21 protein-coding genes, 1 pseudogene and 1 riboswitch are annotated in these 18,073 nt (G+C 72.4%); of the genes and pseudogenes, 10 read left to right on the top strand and 12 right to left on the bottom strand.

The window, feature by feature from the left end:
* Positions 1-2 precede the first annotated feature (2 nt).
* Positions 3-818, top strand: coding sequence for a bifunctional hydroxymethylpyrimidine kinase/phosphomethylpyrimidine kinase (gene thiD, locus ACRAKI_RS02155; RefSeq protein WP_447005367.1), 816 nt, complete (start codon positions 3-5; stop codon positions 816-818).
* Between the two features lie 53 nt (positions 819-871).
* Entirely contained in the window at positions 872-1,447 is a 576-nt protein-coding gene (locus ACRAKI_RS02150) for a VanZ family protein (protein ID WP_447005366.1), read from the top strand.
* A 191-nt stretch (positions 1,448-1,638) separates the two neighbouring features.
* Here ACRAKI_RS02150 and ACRAKI_RS02145 read toward each other — a convergent pair whose 3' ends face one another.
* The 4 genes from ACRAKI_RS02145 to thiO form a co-directional block, all read right to left on the bottom strand.
* On the bottom strand, positions 1,639-2,070 hold the full coding sequence (locus tag ACRAKI_RS02145; RefSeq protein WP_447005365.1) for a MarR family winged helix-turn-helix transcriptional regulator: 432 nt from the start codon (positions 2,068-2,070) through the stop codon (positions 1,639-1,641).
* Between the two features lie 62 nt (positions 2,071-2,132).
* On the bottom strand, positions 2,133-2,888 hold the full coding sequence (gene thiG, locus ACRAKI_RS02140; protein ID WP_447005364.1) for a thiazole synthase: 756 nt from the start codon (positions 2,886-2,888) through the stop codon (positions 2,133-2,135).
* 1 nt (position 2,889) lies between these two features.
* A complete protein-coding gene (thiS, locus tag ACRAKI_RS02135) occupies positions 2,890-3,090 on the bottom strand; it encodes a sulfur carrier protein ThiS (protein WP_447005363.1) in 201 nt (66 codons plus the stop codon).
* Positions 3,087-4,079 carry a glycine oxidase ThiO gene (gene thiO / locus ACRAKI_RS02130; RefSeq protein WP_447008307.1) on the bottom strand — a complete coding sequence of 331 codons (993 nt, stop codon included), beginning with the start codon at positions 4,077-4,079 and terminating at the stop codon, positions 3,087-3,089. Before thiO ends, thiS begins: the two co-directional genes overlap by 4 nt.
* Positions 4,080-4,191: riboswitch (TPP riboswitch) on the bottom strand.
* Between the two features lie 44 nt (positions 4,192-4,235).
* Between thiO and thiE the strand changes: the two genes are divergently transcribed.
* Positions 4,236-4,895, top strand: coding sequence for a thiamine phosphate synthase (gene thiE / locus ACRAKI_RS02125; protein WP_447005362.1), 660 nt, complete (start codon positions 4,236-4,238; stop codon positions 4,893-4,895).
* On the top strand, positions 4,895-5,650 hold the full coding sequence (locus ACRAKI_RS02120; RefSeq protein WP_447008306.1) for a dioxygenase family protein: 756 nt from the start codon (positions 4,895-4,897) through the stop codon (positions 5,648-5,650). The genes thiE and ACRAKI_RS02120 overlap by 1 nt, the downstream gene beginning before the upstream one ends.
* A gap of 98 nt (positions 5,651-5,748) precedes the next feature.
* Here the strand turns inward: ACRAKI_RS02120 and ACRAKI_RS02115 are convergent, their stop codons facing one another.
* Complete coding sequence (locus ACRAKI_RS02115; RefSeq protein ID WP_447005361.1) at positions 5,749-6,918, bottom strand: S1 family peptidase; 1,170 nt, start codon at positions 6,916-6,918, stop codon at positions 5,749-5,751.
* Between the two features lie 521 nt (positions 6,919-7,439).
* On the opposite strand from ACRAKI_RS02115, the gene ACRAKI_RS02110 reads away from it, so the two are divergent.
* A complete protein-coding gene (locus tag ACRAKI_RS02110) occupies positions 7,440-8,369 on the top strand; it encodes a threonine ammonia-lyase (RefSeq protein ID WP_447005360.1) in 930 nt (309 codons plus the stop codon).
* Between the two features lie 110 nt (positions 8,370-8,479).
* Here ACRAKI_RS02110 and ACRAKI_RS02105 read toward each other — a convergent pair whose 3' ends face one another.
* From ACRAKI_RS02105 to ACRAKI_RS02080, 6 genes and pseudogenes are all read right to left on the bottom strand, one after another.
* Positions 8,480-8,890 carry a hypothetical protein gene (locus tag ACRAKI_RS02105; RefSeq protein ID WP_447005359.1) on the bottom strand — a complete coding sequence of 137 codons (411 nt, stop codon included), beginning with the start codon at positions 8,888-8,890 and terminating at the stop codon, positions 8,480-8,482.
* Positions 8,891-8,907: 17 nt separating this feature from the next.
* On the bottom strand, positions 8,908-9,159 hold the full coding sequence (locus tag ACRAKI_RS02100) for a hypothetical protein (protein ID WP_447005358.1): 252 nt from the start codon (positions 9,157-9,159) through the stop codon (positions 8,908-8,910).
* 41 nt (positions 9,160-9,200) lie between these two features.
* Complete coding sequence (locus tag ACRAKI_RS02095) at positions 9,201-9,431, bottom strand: hypothetical protein (RefSeq protein ID WP_447005357.1); 231 nt, start codon at positions 9,429-9,431, stop codon at positions 9,201-9,203.
* Positions 9,344-9,736, bottom strand: a pseudogene (locus ACRAKI_RS02090) (MFS transporter); the annotation flags it as partial. The pseudogene ACRAKI_RS02090 and the gene ACRAKI_RS02095, both read right to left, overlap by 88 nt.
* A gap of 63 nt (positions 9,737-9,799) precedes the next feature.
* Positions 9,800-9,928, bottom strand: a complete 129-nt coding sequence (locus tag ACRAKI_RS02085) for a hypothetical protein (protein WP_447005356.1) — start codon at positions 9,926-9,928, stop codon at positions 9,800-9,802.
* Positions 9,929-10,047: 119 nt separating this feature from the next.
* The gene (locus ACRAKI_RS02080; RefSeq protein ID WP_447005355.1) at positions 10,048-10,806 is read right to left on the bottom strand and encodes a GntR family transcriptional regulator; all 759 of its coding nucleotides are present in this window, start codon (positions 10,804-10,806) and stop codon (positions 10,048-10,050) included.
* 238 nt (positions 10,807-11,044) lie between these two features.
* Here ACRAKI_RS02080 and ACRAKI_RS02075 point away from each other — a divergent pair, with 238 nt between their 5' ends.
* Genes ACRAKI_RS02075 through ACRAKI_RS02055 form a run of 5 tightly spaced genes read left to right on the top strand, consistent with a single transcriptional unit; the run spans position 11,045 to position 16,634 of the window.
* A complete protein-coding gene (locus ACRAKI_RS02075) occupies positions 11,045-12,328 on the top strand; it encodes a sugar ABC transporter substrate-binding protein (protein WP_447005354.1) in 1,284 nt (427 codons plus the stop codon).
* 7 nt (positions 12,329-12,335) lie between these two features.
* Entirely contained in the window at positions 12,336-13,322 is a 987-nt protein-coding gene (locus ACRAKI_RS02070; protein ID WP_447005353.1) for a carbohydrate ABC transporter permease, read from the top strand.
* On the top strand, positions 13,319-14,140 hold the full coding sequence (locus tag ACRAKI_RS02065) for a carbohydrate ABC transporter permease (RefSeq protein WP_447005352.1): 822 nt from the start codon (positions 13,319-13,321) through the stop codon (positions 14,138-14,140). Before ACRAKI_RS02070 ends, ACRAKI_RS02065 begins: the two co-directional genes overlap by 4 nt.
* Positions 14,141-14,146: 6 nt before the next feature.
* Positions 14,147-15,577, top strand: coding sequence for a glycoside hydrolase family 3 protein (locus ACRAKI_RS02060; protein ID WP_447005351.1), 1,431 nt, complete (start codon positions 14,147-14,149; stop codon positions 15,575-15,577).
* A gap of 13 nt (positions 15,578-15,590) precedes the next feature.
* Positions 15,591-16,634, top strand: a complete 1,044-nt coding sequence (locus ACRAKI_RS02055; protein WP_447005350.1) for an SIS domain-containing protein — start codon at positions 15,591-15,593, stop codon at positions 16,632-16,634.
* 74 nt (positions 16,635-16,708) lie between these two features.
* Here the strand turns inward: ACRAKI_RS02055 and nagA are convergent, their stop codons facing one another.
* A complete protein-coding gene (gene nagA, locus ACRAKI_RS02050) occupies positions 16,709-17,908 on the bottom strand; it encodes an N-acetylglucosamine-6-phosphate deacetylase (protein ID WP_447005349.1) in 1,200 nt (399 codons plus the stop codon).
* Positions 17,909-18,073 lie beyond the last annotated feature (165 nt).

Here is an 18,073-nt window from a genome sequence, read left to right as displayed (position 1 = left end):
TGATGGCTGTCGCTCCACCGAAGGTCCTCACCATCGCCGGGTCTGATTCCGGCGGTGGTGCGGGCCTCCAGGCTGACTTGCGGACGTTGTTCGCGTGCGGTGTGCACGGGATGACGGCCGTCACGGCGGTGACCGTGCAGAACTCGCTGGGCGTCACCGGGTACACCGAGATCCCGCCGGAGGTGGTCGCGGCGCAGATCGAGTCGGTGGCCGCGGACATCGGGGTGGACGCGGCGAAGACGGGGATGCTGGCGTCGGCGGCGATCATCGAGGCGGTCGCGGGGGCGCTGGACCGGGTCCGCGTCGGGCCGTTCGTGGTAGACCCGGTGGCGGCGTCGATGCACGGCAACCAGCTGTTGGCGGACGACGCGCTGGACGCGTTGCGGTCGCTGCTGTTCCCGCGTGCGACGTTGGTGACGCCGAACCTGGACGAGGTGCGGCTGCTCACGGGTCTGGACGTGCGGAGCCGGGCCGACCAGCGGAAGGCCGCGGAGGCGTTGCACGCCATGGGGCCGCGGTGGGTGCTGGTGAAGGGCGGGCACCTGTGGGGCGACCCGGAGTGCCTGGACGTGCTGTACGACGGTTCGGAGTTCATCGAGCTGCTGGGGCCGCGGTACGACGTGAAGCACACGCACGGCAGCGGTGACACGTTGGCTTCGGCGATCACGTCGCAGCTGGCGCGGGGTGTGGACGTGCCGGCGGCCGTGCGGTTCGGCAAGGACTTCATCGTCCGCTCGGTGGCCGCCGCGTACCCGTTGGGCAGTGGTGTGGGTCCTGTGTCGCCGTTGTGGAGGTTGGAAGGAGAACACCGGCCCTAGGCGCACCGGGGTGCGGCTGGCGCGTCCTGTCGGTCATGAGCGCAGGGTCGGTCATGGGCGCAGGACAGGACGCGGACGTCGCCGAGGCGGTGTTGGGTCAACCGGTGGCCGTCGTGACGCTGGTCGCGGGCTCGCTGGTGCTGGGCGCGGCCGGGTTCGCGGTCGCGCGGTGGCGCCGGTGGCCCGCGATCCCGGCCGTGCTGGCGGGGTGCGGGCTGGCGTTGGCGTTGGCGGTCACGCTGGCCCGGACGGGCGGGTCGTTCACGCTCGTCACCACCGACCCGGTCGGGAGGTGCGTCGGGAACGTCGGGTTCTCGCTCGCCGGGTCGTGGGAGCGGCTGAACGTGGTGATGCTGGTGCCCTTCGCGTTCTTCGCCACGGTGGCGTGCCGGCGGCCGTTCGCGGTGCTCTCGGTGTCGGGGCTGGTCAGCGGCGCGGTGGAGCTGACGCAGGCGGCGACCGGGATCGGGGTGTGCGAGGCGCAGGACTTCTCCAACAACACGATCGGCGCGCTGGTCGCGGCGCTGGTGGCGTGGCTGGTCGCGGCGCTGGTGGCGTGGCTGGTCACGGCCGTTGCCCGGCCGGCCGGTCGGGGTGGCCGCGCGCCGGACCTGTCACGCCGGGCCTGACCACCCGGCGAGTGCTTCGCAGGCGTCCCCGCCCAAGGGACCCCTGATCTTCATTCTCCCAGAGGGGTCCGACAATTCCCGGCGGTCGATGGTCGGCGGTCGGCGAGCCGGGCAGGCAGCGCAGCAGGCAGGGCAGGGGCGGGAGAGACGGCCGGGTGGGCAGGACGGGTGGGGCGGCAGGGTGGGGCAGGTCAGCTGACCTCGCCGACCAGTTCCTCCAACGCCGGCAACGCGTTGACCAGGGCATCGCGGTGGTCGGGTGAGAGTTCCTGGATGCGGCGCTGCAACTCGCGGACCCGTGCCGACCTGACGCCGGACACCATGGTCACGCCCTCCGGGGTGGGTGTGGCCAACCAGGCGCGGCCGTCTTGCGGGTCGGGTTCGCGGCGCACGTAACCGGATTCGACCAGGGCGGCCACGATGCGGGACAGGGTCGGCGGTGCGACGCCTTCCTTGGCGGCGAGGTCACCCAGCCGCATCGGCCCGCACCGCGCCAGAGTGGCCAGCGCGGACACCGCCCCGGGACCCAGCCCGGGTGATCCGGTGCGGCGCAGCAGCCGGGATAGCCTGCCGATCGCGAGGTACAGCCGGGCGGTGGCGTCCTCGACCTGGTCGGCCGTCACGGCACTCCTCCTCGGGCAGACGGACACAGCTGACGAAGCGTCCATCATGCCGTGCCTGGCAATCACTCCACTGCCGGACTCGACGCGTGGGCCCAGAACCTCTTGGGGATGCGCCCCGCCAACCGCGCGAGCCGGCCGGCTTCCACGCCCGCGCGCATGGCCGCCGCCATCCGCTCCGGGTCCTGCGCCCGCGTCACGGCGGTCGCCAGCAGCACGGCCGAGCAGCCCAGTTCCATCGCCAGCGCCGCGTCCGAGGCCGTGCCGACGCCCGCGTCGAGGATCACCGGCACGGACGCGCGGGACACGATGAGCTCGATGTTGTGGGGGTTGCGGATGCCGAGGCCGGTGCCGATGGGCGAGCCGAGGGGCATCACGGCGGCGCAGCCGAGCTGTTCCAGGCGCAGCGCGAGAACGGGGTCGTCGGACGTGTAGGGCAGCACGACGAACCCGTCGTCGACCAGTTTCCCGGCCGCGTCCAACAGCTCCACGGGGTCGGGCAGCAGGGTCTGGTCGTCGGCGATGACCTCCAGCTTCACCCAGTTCGTCTCCAGGGCTTCCTGGGCGAGCCGGGCGGTGAGGACGGCTTCGGCGGCGGTGCGGCAGCCGGCGGTGTTGGGCAGCGCGGCGATGCCCAGCCGGCCGAGGAGGTCGAGCACGCCGCCGCCGGACGCGTCGAGCCTGCGCATCGCGACGGTGGTCAGTTCCGTGCCGGACGCGATGAGCGCGCGTTCCAGCACGGACAGGTTGGCGGCGCCGCCGGTGCCCATCACGAGGCGTGAGCCGAACTCGCGTCCGGCGATCACCAGGGGGTCGTCCACGTCAGCCTCCTTGCACAGCGGTCAGCACCTCGATCGCGGCGCCGTCCGGCACCACGGTCGTCTTCCAGGCCGTGCGGGGCACGACTTCGCCGTCGACCGCGACCGCGACCCCGTTGGGCGGCGCGTCGAGCAGCACGAGGACGGCGGCGACGGTCGACCCGTCGGCCAGTTCCCGTTCCAGCCCGTTGACCTTCGCCTTCACCGGTTGTTTCCTCCTTCGCGGAGCAGGGCGAGCACCCGTCGCGCGGTGACGGGTGCGAGCAGCAGACCGTTGCGGTGGTGGCCGGTGGCGGCCAGCACACCGGGTTCGAGCCAGTCGATGACCGGCGCGTTGTCGGGGCTGCCGGCGCGGAACCCGGCGACGGCCTCGACCAGGGCGTACTCGGCGATCCCGGGCCACACGACCTCGGCGTCGCGCAGCAGGTCCCGCACGCCGCCCACGGTGACGTCGCCGTCGAACCCGGCTTCGTACTGGGTGGCGCCGAGCACGAACCCGCCTTCGCGCGGCACGAGGTAGACGGGTCGGCCGGACACGTGGGCGCGGATGGTGTGGCGGGGTGGCGGGAGGGCGCCGGGTCTGGCCGCGAGTCGCAGGATCTCGCCCTTCACGGGCCGGATCACGTCGCGCAGCGACGGGTGCAGGTCACGGCTCCACGCGCCGGCCGCGATGACCGTCACACCGGTCTCCGCGGCGGGCTCCGCGACGAACGCCACGCCGCTCGCGGCGCACGCCTCGCGCAGCGCGCGCAGCAGGACGCGGTTGTCCACGGCCAGGTCCCCCGGCACGGACAGTCCACTTCGGACCGGCCCGAGGCCGGGTTCCAGCGCGCGCAGCTCTCGTCCGGTGAGCCGGGTCGCGGACCGCCCCATCCGGGCCAGGTAGGCGCACAGCTGGTCCAGCACCTCGGCGTCGGCCCGGTCGACGGCCACCGCGAGCGTCCCGACCGGGCTCAGCTCCACGCCCAGCTCGCGGGCGTACTCGGGCCACAGCCCCAGGGATTCGACGCCGAGCGCCAGCACGTGCTCGTCACCGGGCCAGGCTTCGGTGACGGGGGCGAGCATCCCGCCCGCGACCCACGAGCCGCCGTGCGGCGATTCACGGTCGACGACCTCGACGCGGAACCCGGCGCGCGCCGCGTACCAGGCCGTGGACAGGCCGATGACGCCACCGCCGAGGACGGTCACTCGCATTGCCAAGGCACTCACGCTCCCTGCGCCGGCATGACCCGGATCAGGTTCGACGGTCGGAGCGAACCACGCTCCCTCTCAGCCCGGTGTGTTCCAGGCTCCCGTGCGGACCGTCTCCACCGTAGCGCACGAATCGGCCGGGCGGTTACCGTGCGGCCCGTGCCAGGACTCGACGGAACGCAGATCAGGCGGCGGCTCGCCGACGCGCGGCTCTACCTCTGCACGCCCGCCCGCCCGGACCTCGCGGAGTTCGCGGACGCGGCGCTCGCGGGCGGTGTGGACATCGTGCAGTTGCGCGACAAGGGCCTTGAAGCGAAGCAGGAGATCGCCGCGCTGGAGGTGCTCGCCGAGGCGTGCGCGCGGCACGGTGCGCTGCTCGCGGTGAACGACCGGGCGGACGTGGCGCTCGCCGTGGACGCCGACGTGCTGCACCTGGGGCAGGACGACCTGCCGGTGTCGGTCGCCCGCCGGATCGTCGGTGACGGCGTGGTGATCGGCCGGTCGACGCACGACGTGGACCAGGCGCGGGCGGCGGCGGTGGAGCCGGGCGTGGACTACTTCTGCACGGGTCCGTGCTGGCCGACGCCGACGAAGCCGGGACGTCCGGCGCCGGGGCTGGACCTGGTGCGGGCGACCGCCGGCACGACGGACCGGCCGTGGTTCGCGATCGGCGGCATCGACCGGGAGCGGCTGCCGGAGGTGCTGGCGGCGGGCGCGGACCGGGTGGTCGTGGTGCGCGCCGTCACGGAGGCGGCGGACCCCCGCGCCGCCGCAGCATGGTTGAAAGTTCAACTAGAAGGCGTACAGTCGTCCGTGTGATGCCTGTGCTGTACCTGGGCCACGGGGCGCCCCCGCTGGCCGACGACGAACGGTGGACCGGCGAGCTGGCGTCCTGGTCCGCGACGCTGCCGCGCCCGGAGTCGATCCTGGTCGTCTCCGCGCACTGGGAGAACGACCCGCTGACCCTCGGCGCGACCACCACCGTGCCGCTGACGTACGACTTCCGGGGCTTCCCCCAGCGGTACTACGAGGTCACCTACGAGGCGCCGGGCGCGCCGGAGCTGGCGGCGGACGTCACCCGGCTGCTCGACCGGCCGGTGGCGCACGACGAGCGGCGCGGCCTGGACCACGGCGCTTACGTGCCGCTGAAGGAGATGTTCCCCGAGGCGGACGTCCCTGTGCTCCAGATGTCCATGCCCAGCCTCGACCCGCGTGACCTGTTCGACGTCGGGCGGAAGCTCGCCCCGCTGCGCGACCAGGGCGTGCTGATCGTCGGCAGCGGGTTCATGACGCACAACCTGAGCTGCGTGGACATGTCGGTCGGGCCGGGCTACCAGCCGCCGTCGTGGTCCGCCGAGTTCGACGACTGGGCGGGTCGGGCGCTGGCCGCCGGCGACGTGGACGCGCTGCTCGACTTCCAGCGCAAGGCGCCCGCCGCCGGGATCGCGCACCCGCGCACCGAGCACTTCGCGCCGCTGTTCGTGTCGCTGGGCGCGAGCGGGGCGCAGGAGGCGACGACCACCGTCGAGGGCTTCTGGTACGGGCTGTCCAAGCGGTCCGTGCAGTTCGCCTGACCCCGTGCGGAGGAACACCCCCCGGGCTGGGTGCCCAGGGGGTGTTCTTCACGCGGTGCGCGGTCCGCTGAGGACGGCCGCGCGTCCCACTCCGGTCGTCAGCCGGTCACGAGGCGCAGGCCGTACGCGCTCAGGATCTCGTTGACGGGCTGGAAGAAGGTCGTGCCGCCGGACGAGCAGTTGCCGGAACCGCCGGAGGTCACGCCCTGGGCCTGGCCGAAGCCGGTGCCCGCCACCCACGAGCCGCCCGAGTCACCGGGCTCGGCGCACGCGGTGGTCCGCGTCAGGCCGTACACGATGCCGGACGAGCCGTAGTTGACCGTCTGGTTCTTGGCCTGGACCGTGCCGCAGCGCCAGCCCGTGGTGGAGCCGGAGCGGCAGATCGACGCGCCGACGGCGGCCTCCGAGGAGCCCTTCACCACGACGTTGGTGCCGTTGTAGCGGTTGACCCACGGACGCGAGGTCCAGCTGGAGTTCGTGCGCACCCAGGCGTAGTCGTTGCCGGGGAACGACGAGCCCGCGAACGAGCCGGAGGTGACCCGGTTGTAGCCCTGGGTGGCGGTGCCGACGCGGCCGCAGTGGCCCGCCGTCACGTAGCCGCCCGCGGTGACCGAGAAGCCGACCGAGCAGCGTCCGCCGCCCATGTAGTACGCGTCACCGCCGCGGGTGTCGTACAGGGTCGTCGGGGACTCCGCGACCTCCACCACGCGGACCGCCGGGCTCAGCGCCGAGGCGGTGGCCAGGAAGCTGTCGGCCGCCGCGTCGCGGGTGTTGCGGTTGACCTCGACCACGACCGTGTTGGACGCGTCGTCGACCCGCCAGCCGGTGATGGACGCCGGCGCGGACAGGGTGTCCAGCGCGGCCTTCGTGGCGGTGAGCTTGCGGTGCGAGTGGGGGAAGACCTTGACGTCGGCCCCGGCGGCGCGCGCCGCGTCGGCCTTCGCCGCGTCGGTGACACCGACGGTCATCTTCCCGGTCGCCGAGTCGATCCACGCGCCGGCGAAGGCATCGCCGAGGACGCCGCGCGCCTTGTTCTCGACGTCACCCGACCTGGCGTCGTTCGCCAGACGGACGCGGGCCTGATCGGCGTTCAGGCCCAGGTCGCGTTCCACCGCCTGGAGCAACTCGGCCGGGTAGCTCTCCGTGTCCGCCGCGGTTCCCGCATAGGGGGCGGCGGGTTCCGCTTGGGCCGGTACGCTGAGAGCTGTAGCCGTGCCGGCGGCCAGCAGGACGGCCGTGGCAAGGCGGGCCGCACTCGTGCGGTTCATTAGGCGTCTCCCTCATCTTCGGGTGCAGGGAACCCGAGAGCCTGGTTGCAGGGACCGCTCTCGGGGGCTCTAGGGGGACGGGTGGTGGGGCGGCGGCAGGGGTCGCCCCACCCCACAACTCCTCGTCCGGATCGTCGCCCGGGTCTCCGGTGGCGTGGTCACGCACGGCAAGGACAGGGCTCGCGGCTTCCGCATGTGCCCTCCTCCCCGGTCTTCTACCGACCAGTACTCGCCCGTTCGAGCGACTTTATGACCCTGTTACCTATTACGGTTCAGGCCATCTGAGGGCGAAGTGTGTCACAGCCCACGCCGGATTGACTGCGCTCTGTAGCGTTTGACAGTTAACTCTCACTCAAGGTAGTGAGTCGATCACCGATTCGGGCGGTTTTGCCAGAAGTAAGGGAATGGGCTTGCAACGCCCCGTACGTGTGAATGTTCTTGCCCCGTGCGGGTGACGCCGGAGGAATTCCGGTTGCCGCCCGTGTAGTGCGCAGGCCGCCGCAGGGGTGAGGATCGTCGACATGGAACTCGTCACCATCGCCGACATCCGGTCCGCCGCCGACGTCATCGGGGCCGCCGCCGTCCGCACGCCGCTGCTGAGGTTCGACGACGGGCTGTGGCTCAAGCCGGAGAGCCTGCAGCCGGTCGGCGCGTTCAAGATCCGCGGCGCATACCACGCGGTGGCGCGGCTGCCGGAGGACGTGCGGGCGCGCGGTGTCGTCGCCTACTCCAGCGGCAACCACGCGCAGGCCGTCGCGTACGCGGCGAAGCTGTTCGGCGTGCCCGCCGTGGTCGTCGTGCCCGACACGACGCCGCGGGTCAAGGTCGACGCGACCCGGTCGCACGGGGCCGAGGTGATCGAGGTGCCGATGGCGCGGCGCGAGTCGCTGGCCGCCGAGCTGGTGGCGGAACGCGGCGCGACGCTGATCCCCCCGTTCGACCACCCCGACGTCATCGCGGGTCAGGGCACCATCGGGTTGGAGGTGGTGGCCGACCTGCCGGACGTCGACACGGTGCTGGTGCCGGTGAGCGGCGGCGGGCTGATCGCCGGGGTGGCGACGGCGGTGAAGGCGCTGCGCCCGTCGACCCGGGTGGTCGGGGTGGAGCCCGCGCTGGCGGGTGACGCGGCCGAGTCGCTGCGGGCCGGGACGCTCGTCCGGTGGTCCGCCGACGACCGGGCGCGGACCATCGCGGACGGGCTGCGGGCGGAGCCGTCCGAGCTGACGTTCGCGCACATGCGGGCGTACGTGGACGACGTCGTGACCGTGTCGGACGAGGAGATCGGGGCGGCGGTCGGCCGGTTGGCCCGGCAGGCGCGGCTGGTGGTGGAGCCCAGCGGCGCGGTGACCGCCGCCGCCTACCTGGCCCGGCCGTCGCACTTCTCCGGCCGGACCGTCGCGGTGCTGTCGGGCGGGAACGTCGACCCCGAGGTGTTCGCCCGGTACCTCTAGCTCGGGTACCTCCGGTGCCGGGCACCTCGGGCCGGTGTCCGGGGAGCCGATGCCTCCGAACCGGTGCTCCGGGCCGGTGCTCCGGGTGGGTGCCTCGGGGCCGGTGCGGGTCAGGTGCGCACCGGTGGTCCGTCGACCGGGCAGCTGTGGGGGTCGTGGTGCTCCTGGGCGGCTTCGAGGACGCGGTTGTCGACGCCGAGGGCCAGCAGGCCGCCGACGACCGACGCCACCGCGCACACCAGCAGCGCCGTCTGCCGGCCCCGGGTCATCGCCGTCGGATCGGCGTACTGGGCGCCGGTCAGGCCCGCTGCCGCGGGGAGGACGGCCACCGCGACCAGGCCGCCGGTGCGGGCGACCGCGTTGTTGCCCCCGGAGGCGATCCCCGCGTACCGGTCCGGGGCGGCGGCCGGCACGGTCGCCGTCACCGGCGCCACCACCGCGGCGAGGCCGAACCCGAACACCAGCAGGCCGGGCAGGACACCGGTCCAGTAGCCGACGCCCGGCACCACCGACCGCAGCATGACCATGCCGACCCCGATCAGGATCGGCCTCCGACGAGGTGGGTGCGAGGCCCGAACTTCTGGGCCAGGCTCCCGGACTTCGCGGACAGCGCCAGCAGGAGCAGCGTGATGGGGATGCCGGCCAGGCCGGCGACCATCGGCGGGTAGTGCAGCGACACCTGCAGTTGCAGGACCATGAGCACCATGACGCCGCCCAGGGCCGCGTAGACGAGGAACGTCAGGGCGTTGGACAGGACGAACGTCCGGCCGGCGAACAGCCGTGGCGGCACCAGCGGTTCCCGGCCGCGGACCTGGAGCAGGACGAACGAGGTCAGCCCGCCACCCCGACGACCGCCGCCGTGACGACCAGGGCGTCGGCGCCCCGGACCGGCGCCTCGACCAGTGCTCCGGTGACGCCGGCCAGGCCGAGCGCTCCGACGACCGAGCCGAGGACGTCGGGGTGGCCGGTGGGCGACTCGTCGCGGACTCCGGCACGTAGCGGCGGGCCAGCCGGACGCAGACCACCGCGAACGGCAGGTTGATCAGGAACGCGAGCCGCCACGACCACGCCTGGACCAGCACGCCGCCGAGCAGCGGGCCGATCGCGGTGGCGACGCCGGCCAGCCCGGACCAGGCGCCGATGGCCCGGCCTCGGTCGGCTCTGGCGAAGACGGACTGGAGGATGGCCAGCGAGCCGGGGGTGAGCAGCGCGCCGCCGATGCCTTGCAGGACGCGGGCGGCGACCAGGAGTTCCGTGGTCGGGGCCAGGCCGCAGGGGAGGGAGGCGGAGCCGAACCGGATGACGCCGAAGACGAAGACGCGACGGCGGCCGTAGCGGTCGCCGAGCGAGCCGGCGATCAGGATCAGCGAGGCGAGGGCGAACAGGTAGCCGTCGAGGATCCCCTGGAGGCCGGCGACGGAGGCCCCGAGTTAGGCGCCGATGCGGGGCAGGGCGACGTTGACGATCGTGCTGTCGAGCATCGCCATGCCGGAGCCGAGGATCGTCGTGGCCAGGACGGCTTTCGCGCGCCCCGTCCCCCACTCCACGGTCTCCGCCACCGCACCATTCTGCCCGCGGACCTGTCCGCGGGTCGTCCGGCCGCCCACCGGGCGCGGTGTCGTGGCGGGCCGGTCGGTGGGTCCGGCTGGTGGTGCGGCGGGTCAGTCGATGGGGCGGGTCAGTCGATGGGGCGGTTGAGGGTGGCCACGAACTTGTAGCGGTCGCCCCGGTACACCGAGCGGACCCACTCGACCGGGTTGCCCTCCGTGTCGAACGAGTGCCGCGACAGCAGCAGCATCGGCAGGCCGATGTCGGCGCCGAGCAGCTCGGCTTCCTCGGGTGAGGCGAGCGCCGTCTCAATAGTCTCCTCGGCGTGCCCCATCTCGACCCCGAACCGCTCGCGCAGCACCTGGTACAGCGACGCCCCCGGCGCGAGGTACCGGCGCAGGCCCCGGAACCGGCCCAGTGCCAGGTGCGTGGTCTCGATCGCCATGGGCTCGCCGTCGGCCAACCGCAGCCGGTGCAGCCGGAGCACCTTGGCGCCCGCCCGCACACCGAGCAGCCTGGCCAGCTCGGCCTCCGCCGGCATCTCCGACGCCTCGATCAACCGCGACGACGGCTGCCGCCCCTGCGCCTTCATGTCCTCTGTGTACGAGGACAGCTGGAGCCGTTGCGCCACCTTGGGTTCCGCGGCGAACGTGCCCTTCCCCTGCACGCGCAGCAACCGGCCCTCGACGGTCAGTTCGGCAAGCGCTTGCCTCACCGTCGTGCGCGAGACGTCGAACTCCGCCGCCAGCGAACGCTCCGTCGGGATCGGCGATCCTGGCGGCAACGCGCGCAGGAGGTCGAGCAGATGCCGCTTGAGTCCCCAGTACTTCGGCTCGCGCTGCGCGCGAGCCCTGGCGTCCACGCCAGTCGCAGGGCTCGTTTCGAGCATGCCTTCCTCCTCGCCCCTTGCCGCCAACCTGCCACCGCTCCCAGACACAGGATGCCCTGTCCACGTCGGATCGCGCTGCCGAACCCCCTACAAGCCCCGGGAAATTGATCCGATGACTTTGCAACGGTCCAGCAACGGCCTTGACATGCCCTGTGGCGAGGCACACTCTAGGCCGCATTGGTCTACACCACTTAAGCGTTCCGGTCGAGGGATCGGGGCATGGGGAAAGGGCGCACACGTGAAGGGCTGGAGAGGACTGGCCGTAAGTGCCGCCGCACTCGCGGTGGCCGTGGCCGGATGTGGCACGAGCACCGACAGCGGCAGCAGCAACTCCGGTGAACCGAAGACGCTGACGGTGTGGTTGATGGACGGTTCCGCACCGGCCACCCTGACCGACGCGCTGAACAAGGAGTTCCAGGACTCGCACGCCGGCGTCACCGTCAAGTACGAGGTCCAGAAGTGGGGCGGCATCCAGGAGAAGCTGACCACCGCCCTGACCAGCAACAACCCGCCGGACGTCATTGAGCTGGGCAACACCCAGACGGCGAAGTTCGCGGCCGAGGAGACCCTGCTCGACCTGAGCGCGGACGTCTCCGACCTCAACGGCGACCAGTGGCTGAGCGGTCTGAAGGACTCGCTGACCTGGGACGACAAGCAGTACGGCCTGCCGTTCTACGCGGCCAACCGCACGGTCATCTACCGGACGGACCTGTTCGAGGCCGCCGGGATCACCGCGCCGCCCACCTCGCGTGACGAGTGGATCGCCGCGATCGAGAAGCTCAAGGCGGCCAACGCGGCCGACCCCGAGTTCCAGCCCCTGTACCTGCCGGGCCAGTCCTGGTACGTGCTGCTGTCGTTCATCTGGGACGAGGGCGGCGACGTGGCCAAGCCGCAGGGTTCCGCCTGGGCGGGCGCGCTCGACACCCCGCAGGCCAAGGCCGGCCTGGAGTTCTACAAGACGCTGGTGGACGCCTCCGGCACCAAGGCCCCGAAGGACGCGGACGAGGCCACGCCGCAGCAGATGGAGGTGTTCGGCACCGGCAAGGTCGGCATGATGATCGGTCTGCCGTGGGAGCTGGGTGGCGCGGTCAAGGCCAACCCGGACCTGGAGGAGAAGACCGCGGCGTTCCCGATCCCGTCGAAGACCGCGGGCAAGACCGCCCCGGTGTTCCTCGGCGGCTCGAACCTGGCCATCCCGGTCGGCAGCAAGAACGCCGACCTGGCCAAGGAGTACCTGAAGCTCCTCAGCTCCAAGAAGTACCAGGACATGCTGGCCGAGGGCGGTTCGGTGCCGGGCACGTCGACCGACACGTCGAAGCTGGAGAGCAACCCGCTGGGCAAGGCGCTGGCCGCGTCCGCCCCGAACGGCAAGGTCACCCCGACCACGCCGGCGTGGGCCGCGGTCGAGGCTGGCCAGAACCCGCTGAAGGACATGCTGACCGCGTACCTGACCGGCGCGAAGTCGCTGGACGCGGCCACAGCGGACGCGAACGCCGCCCTGTCGAAGACCCTGGGCGGATGACGATCGGATGACGGCCGTGCACACGACCGACGCCGCGGTGCCGACGAACCCGTCGGCACCGCGGCGTGCCGCACCGGACGGCGCGCCGCGCCGTCGGGGCAGCGCCTTCGACCGGACGCTGCCCTACCTGCTGCTGGCCCCCGCCGTGGTGGCCATCCTCTGGCTCATCGGTTGGCCCGTCCTCTCGGTAGTGGTGACCAGCTTCCGCAAGCTGAACCTGCGTGAGCTGACCCGCGGCGAGGTCGTGTGGACCGGTCTCGACAACTACAAGGAGATCCTGGGCGATCCCGGGTTCTGGACGATCGCGATCCGCACGGTGGTGTTCACCGCGATCGTGGTGGCCGCGTCGGTGGTCGCCGGCCTGCTGATCGCGCTGCTGATGCGGCAGATCAGCCCGGTCGTCCGGATCGTGCTCCAGGTCGCGATGCTGCTGGCGTGGGCGATGCCGCTGCTGGCGGCCACCACGGTCTACCAGTGGATCTTCGACCAGCAGTACGGGATCCTGAACAAGACGCTGGTCAAGCTCGGGTTCGAGTCGTTCGGCGGGTACTCGTGGTTCTCCACCGGCACGTCCACGCTGGCCGTGATCGGGCTGCTGATCGTGTGGCAGGCGATCCCGTTCCTGGCGTTCTCGCTCTACGCGGGCGCGATCGGCATCCCGAAGGACCAGTACGAGGCGGCGGGCATCGACGGCGCGTCGGCGTGGCAGACGTTCCGCTCGGTGACGTGGCCCGAGCTGAAGCCGCTGCTGCTGATGGTGACGTTCCTGTCGATGCTGTGGGACTTCAAGGTGTTCGCCCAGATCTGGGCGATGAAGAAGGGCGGCCCGGACGGCGGCAGCACCACGCTGGCCGTCTACCAGTACCTGGAGGGCATCTCGAAGAGCCACTTCGGGGTGGCCGCCGCGGTGTCCGTGGTGATGGTGGTGCTGCTGGCGCTGCTCACGTTCCAGTACCTGCGCAGGCTGGTCCGATCGCAGGAGGGTGCGCTGTGACCGCGAAGAAAGTGACTGTCAACGTCGTCGCGGTGGTCGTGGCGGTGTTCTTCGCGTTCCCGACCTACTGGATGGTCTCGACCGCGTTGAAGCCGCGCAAGGACCTGCTGTCGAGCGACTACGACCTGGTGCCGTTCTCGGTGACGGGCTCGAACTTCGCCACCGCGTGGTCCAAGCCCGGGTTCCTGAGCGCGCTGGGCAACAGCCTGATGGTGTCGCTGGCGGCGGTGCTGGCGGCGATCCTGGTGGGTCTGCTGGCGGCGTTGGCGATGTCCCGGATGCGGTTCCGGGGCCGCAAGGGCTTCGTGATGCTGATGCTGGTCGCGCAGATGGCGCCGTTCGAGGCGCTGCTGATCCCGATGTTCCTGATGATGCGGGACCTGGACCTGCTGGACCGGCTGCCGTCGTTGGCGCTGATCTACTTCGCGGTGACGCTGCCGTTCTGCGCGTGGACGCTGCGCGGGTTCGTCAACGGCATCCCGCTGGAGCTGGAGGAAGCGGCGATGGTGGACGGCTGTGGCCGGTGGGGCGCGTTCCGGCGGGTGACGTTGCCGCTGCTCGGCCCTGGCCTGGTGGCCACGTCGGTGTTCGCGTTCGTGACGGCGTGGAACGAGTTCCTGTTCGCGCTGTCGCTGATCAACGACCAGTCCAAGGAGACCCTGCCGGTGTGGCTGTCGGGGTTCCAGACCAACTTCGGCACGGACTGGGGTGGCGCGATGGCCGCGTCGGCGCTGTTCACGCTGCCGGTGCTGGTGTTCTTCCTGATCGTGCAGCGCAAGATGGTCACCGGTGTCACCGCCGGTGCGGTGAAGGGGTAGAACCGCATGTCGTTGCACCGGCTCGCGTCGGGTGTCCTGCTGCCGGGGTTCCACGGGACCACGGCGCCGGACTGGCTGTTGAAGCGGGTGGCGGACGGGCTCGCCGGCGTGGTGCTGTTCGGGCGCAACGTCACCGATGACGTGCAGGTGACGGCGCTGAACGCGCGGTTGCGCGACGCGCGGGCGGACGTCGTGATCGGGATCGACGAGGAGGGTGGCGACGTCACCCGGCTCGACGCCGGGCACGGGTCGGAGGTGCCGGGCAACCACGCGCTCGGCGCGGCCGGTGACCTGGGGTTGACCCGGGCGGTGGCGGCGTCGATCGGGTCGCGGCTGGCGGCGTGCGGGGTGAGCCTGAACCTGGCGCCGTCGGCGGACCTGGTGCTGACGCTGGACGACCCGGTGATCGGGGTGCGGTCGTTCGGGTCGGACCCGGTGGTGGCGGGCGCGCACGTGGCGGCGTTCGTGGAGGGGATGCAGGCCGTCGGGGTCGCCGCGTGCGCCAAGCACTTCCCGGGGCATGGCGCGTCCACTGTGGACTCCCACGCGGCGTTGCCGGTGCTGCCGCGGTCGGTGGCGGAGTTGACGGCGGTGGAGTTCGTGCCGTTCCGGGATGCGGTGCGGGCGGGGGTGCGGTCGGTCATGACCGGGCACCTGGTGGTGCCGGAGTGGGGTCCGGAGCCCGCGACGCTGAACCCGCTGGCCGTGCGCGTCCTGCGCGAGGAGTTGGGGTTCACCGGGGCGGTGATCACCGACGGGCTGGACATGAAGGCCGTCGGCGGCGACCTCGCGGAGGGGTCCGTGCGGGCGCTGGCCGCCGGTGTGGACGCGCTGTGCCTGGGTGGCGAGCCGTTGGACGACGACGGGATGCAGTGGCTGGTCGACAGCATCGTGGCGGCGGTGGAGTCCGGCGCGCTGCCGTTGGCGCGGCTGGAGGAGGCGGCGCGGCGCACGGCGGCCCTGGGCACGCCTCCGACGTCGGTGGACGGGCACGACCCGGAGCTGGGGCTGGTCGCGGCGCGTCGCGCGGTGGAGGTCCGGGGGTCGCTGCGGCTGTCCGGGCCGCCGGTGGTGGTGGACCTGGCGGTGGAGCCGTCCATCGCGGTCGGCGACGTGCCGTGGGGGCTCGGGCCGTACCTGGTGGAGCTGCTGCCGGGCACTTCGGTGGTGTCGTCGACGTCGGCTTCGGAGATGTCGGCCGCCGGGATCGCGTCGCTGGCCGCCGGCCGGCCCGTGGTGGTGGTGACACGTGAGGCACACCGCCATGCGTGGGCTACCTCGTTGGTGACCTCGCTGGTTACTATTGGTCTAGACCTAGTGCACGTCGAGACGGGCGTGCCGGGACCCGACCTGGGCGCTGCCGCCCGCGTCGACACCCACGGCGGTTCGCGGGTGAGCCTGCTCGCCGCGGCCGAGCGCATCGCCGCCAGCACCTGATCAGGAGATTCCGATGAGCGACCACCAGCCCGGCAGGCACATGGCGGCCGAGATCGACCAGCAGCCCGGGATCTTCGACGGGCTGCTGGCGCGGCGGGACGGGATCGCGTCGGTCGCCTCGGCGATCGCGGCGCGCAGACCCCGGTTCGTGCTGCTGGCGGCGCGCGGGTCGAGCGACCACGCGGCGCTGTACGCGAAGTACCTGACCGAGGTGCTGCTGGAGCTGCCGGCCGGGCTGGTGTCGCCGTCCACGACCACGCTGTACGGGGCCGAGCCGGACCTGCGCGACGTGCTCCTGGTGTCGGTGTCGCAGTCGGGCGGGTCGCCGGACCTGCTGGAGGTCACCGAGTCGGCGCGGGCGCGCGGCGCGTTGACGGTGGCGGTGACGAACACGGCGTCGTCGCCGTTGAACGCGGCGGCGGAGCTGTCGGTGGATGTCGGGGCGGGCGTGGAGCAGGCGGTGGCGGCGACGAAGACGTACTCGGCGACGCTGCTGGCCCTGTACCTGCTGGTGGACGCGATCCGCGGCGGGAACGGCTCGGCCGCCTCGGGCTTGGGCGACCTGGCGCGGTCGACGCTGGACTCGTCGGTGGACGCGGTGGCGGAGGCGGTGCGGCGGTACCGGTTCGTGGACCGGGTGCTGACGACCGGGCGCGGGTACTCGCTGCCGACCGCGCTGGAGGCGGCTCTGAAGCTGGCCGAGACGTCCTACCTGGCGGCGCGCGCGTACAGCGGGGCGGACCTGCTGCACGGGCCGGTGGCGGCGGTGGACGCGGAGACGGCGGTGCTGGCCGTGACGAGCTCCGGCAAGGGCGGGGACGCCCTGCACGACGTGCTGGACGTCGTGCACGGTCGTGGGGCCGATGTCCTGGCGGTCGGCTCGGCTTCGGACAAGGTGCCGGCGGCGCTGCGCATCCCGGTCGCCGAGACCGCGGAGGAGGTCGCCCCGATCCTCGAGATCCTCCCGGTCCAGCGCCTGGCCCACGGCCTGGCCCTGGCCCGCGGCGGCGACCCCGACAACCCCCGCGGCCTGAACAAGATCACCCGGACCCGCTGATCCCGAGATCACAGCTGCGCGAAGAGGCCCGAGCGTTCCGGCTCGGGCCTCTTCGCGTGTCCGGGGTCGCCGGGCTACTGACCGGCGGCGGCCATGCCGACGGGCGCGTTGTCGTACATCGCCGCGCTGTCGAACACGACCTCGCCGTCGACCCACACCTTGCGCGGCCGGAGGTCGTCGTCCCACCAGACCAGGTCGGCCACCGCACCGGGCTCCAGGCGGCCCAGCGTGGGCTCGCCGATCGCGTCGGCCGGGACGACGGTCGCCGACGCCAGCGCGTCCGCCAGGCCCACGCCCACCGACACGATGTTGCGCACGGCCCGGTCCAGCGTGAGCGCGCTGCCCGCGATCGTGCCCTCCGGCGACCTCGGCACGCCGTCCTCGGTGAGCAGGACGTCCGCGCCGCCGAGCTGGTAGCGGCCGGGCGGCATGCCCGCGGCGGCGACCGCGTCCGTGACCAGCGCGACCCGGTGACCGGCGGCGTTGAACACGAGCCGGCAGACGTCCGGGCCGACGTGCGCCAGGTCGGCGATCAGGCCCAGCGTGAACCGGTCGTCCACCAGTGCGACGCCCGGCACGCCCGGTTCGCGGTGGCCGAGCGGGCGTTGGGCGTTGAACAGGTGCGTCACCATGCGGGCGCCCGCGTCGGCGGCGGCGCGGGTCTGCTCGCCCGTGGCGTCGCTGTGCCCGACCGCCACCAGCACGCCCGCCGCCGCCAGCCTGCGCACGGCTTCCAGGCCGCCCGGCTGCTCGGGCGCCAACGTCACCATGCGCAACGCGCGGCGGAGCACCTCGTCGTCGAGGAGCAGGTCTATCTCGGCCGGTCCGGGGGCCACCATCAGCGCCGGGTCGTGCACGCCGGCCCGCTTGGGCGACAGGAACGGCCCTTCCAGGTGCACGCCGAGCGGTTTGGCGCCGGGGTGGGGCGGCAGGGTCGCCGACGCGGCCAGCACGGCGTGCGCCTGCCGGATCGCGACCAGCACCGGCGCGGTGATCAGGGTCGGCAGGAAGCGGGTCACCCCCGTCTGCGGGAGCGCGCGCGCCACCGCCGCCATCCCCTCGCGGTCCACCTCGGCGAAGTCGACCCCGACCGCCCCGTTGACCTGCACGTCCACCAGGCCCGGGGTGAGCAGGCCCTCGGTCAGCACCTCGGCGCCGTCGGGCGGTGAGCCCGCGACGACGTCCACGATCCGGCCTGCCCTGAACCGCAGGCTGACGGGACCGGTGATGGTGCGACCGAGCAGTGCTCGCGGAGCTGCGACAACCGTGTCCAAGGTCCCTCCTCAAATGGTCCAGACCATTATGACCGGAAGCGGTGGAAGCCGTCACGTGTGGTTACAAGATAACCGAATAGAGTGGAGTATGGTTAATGTCTAGCCGAGCGGTGGCCCCGCCGCGCGGCGTTTCGGCATGACCCATACTTGGCGGCAGACATCCGA

Source organism: Saccharothrix isguenensis (genome assembly GCF_052936305.1).
Note: the sequence above shows the minus strand (reverse complement) of the source record. Positions and strands in the feature narration are given on the sequence as shown.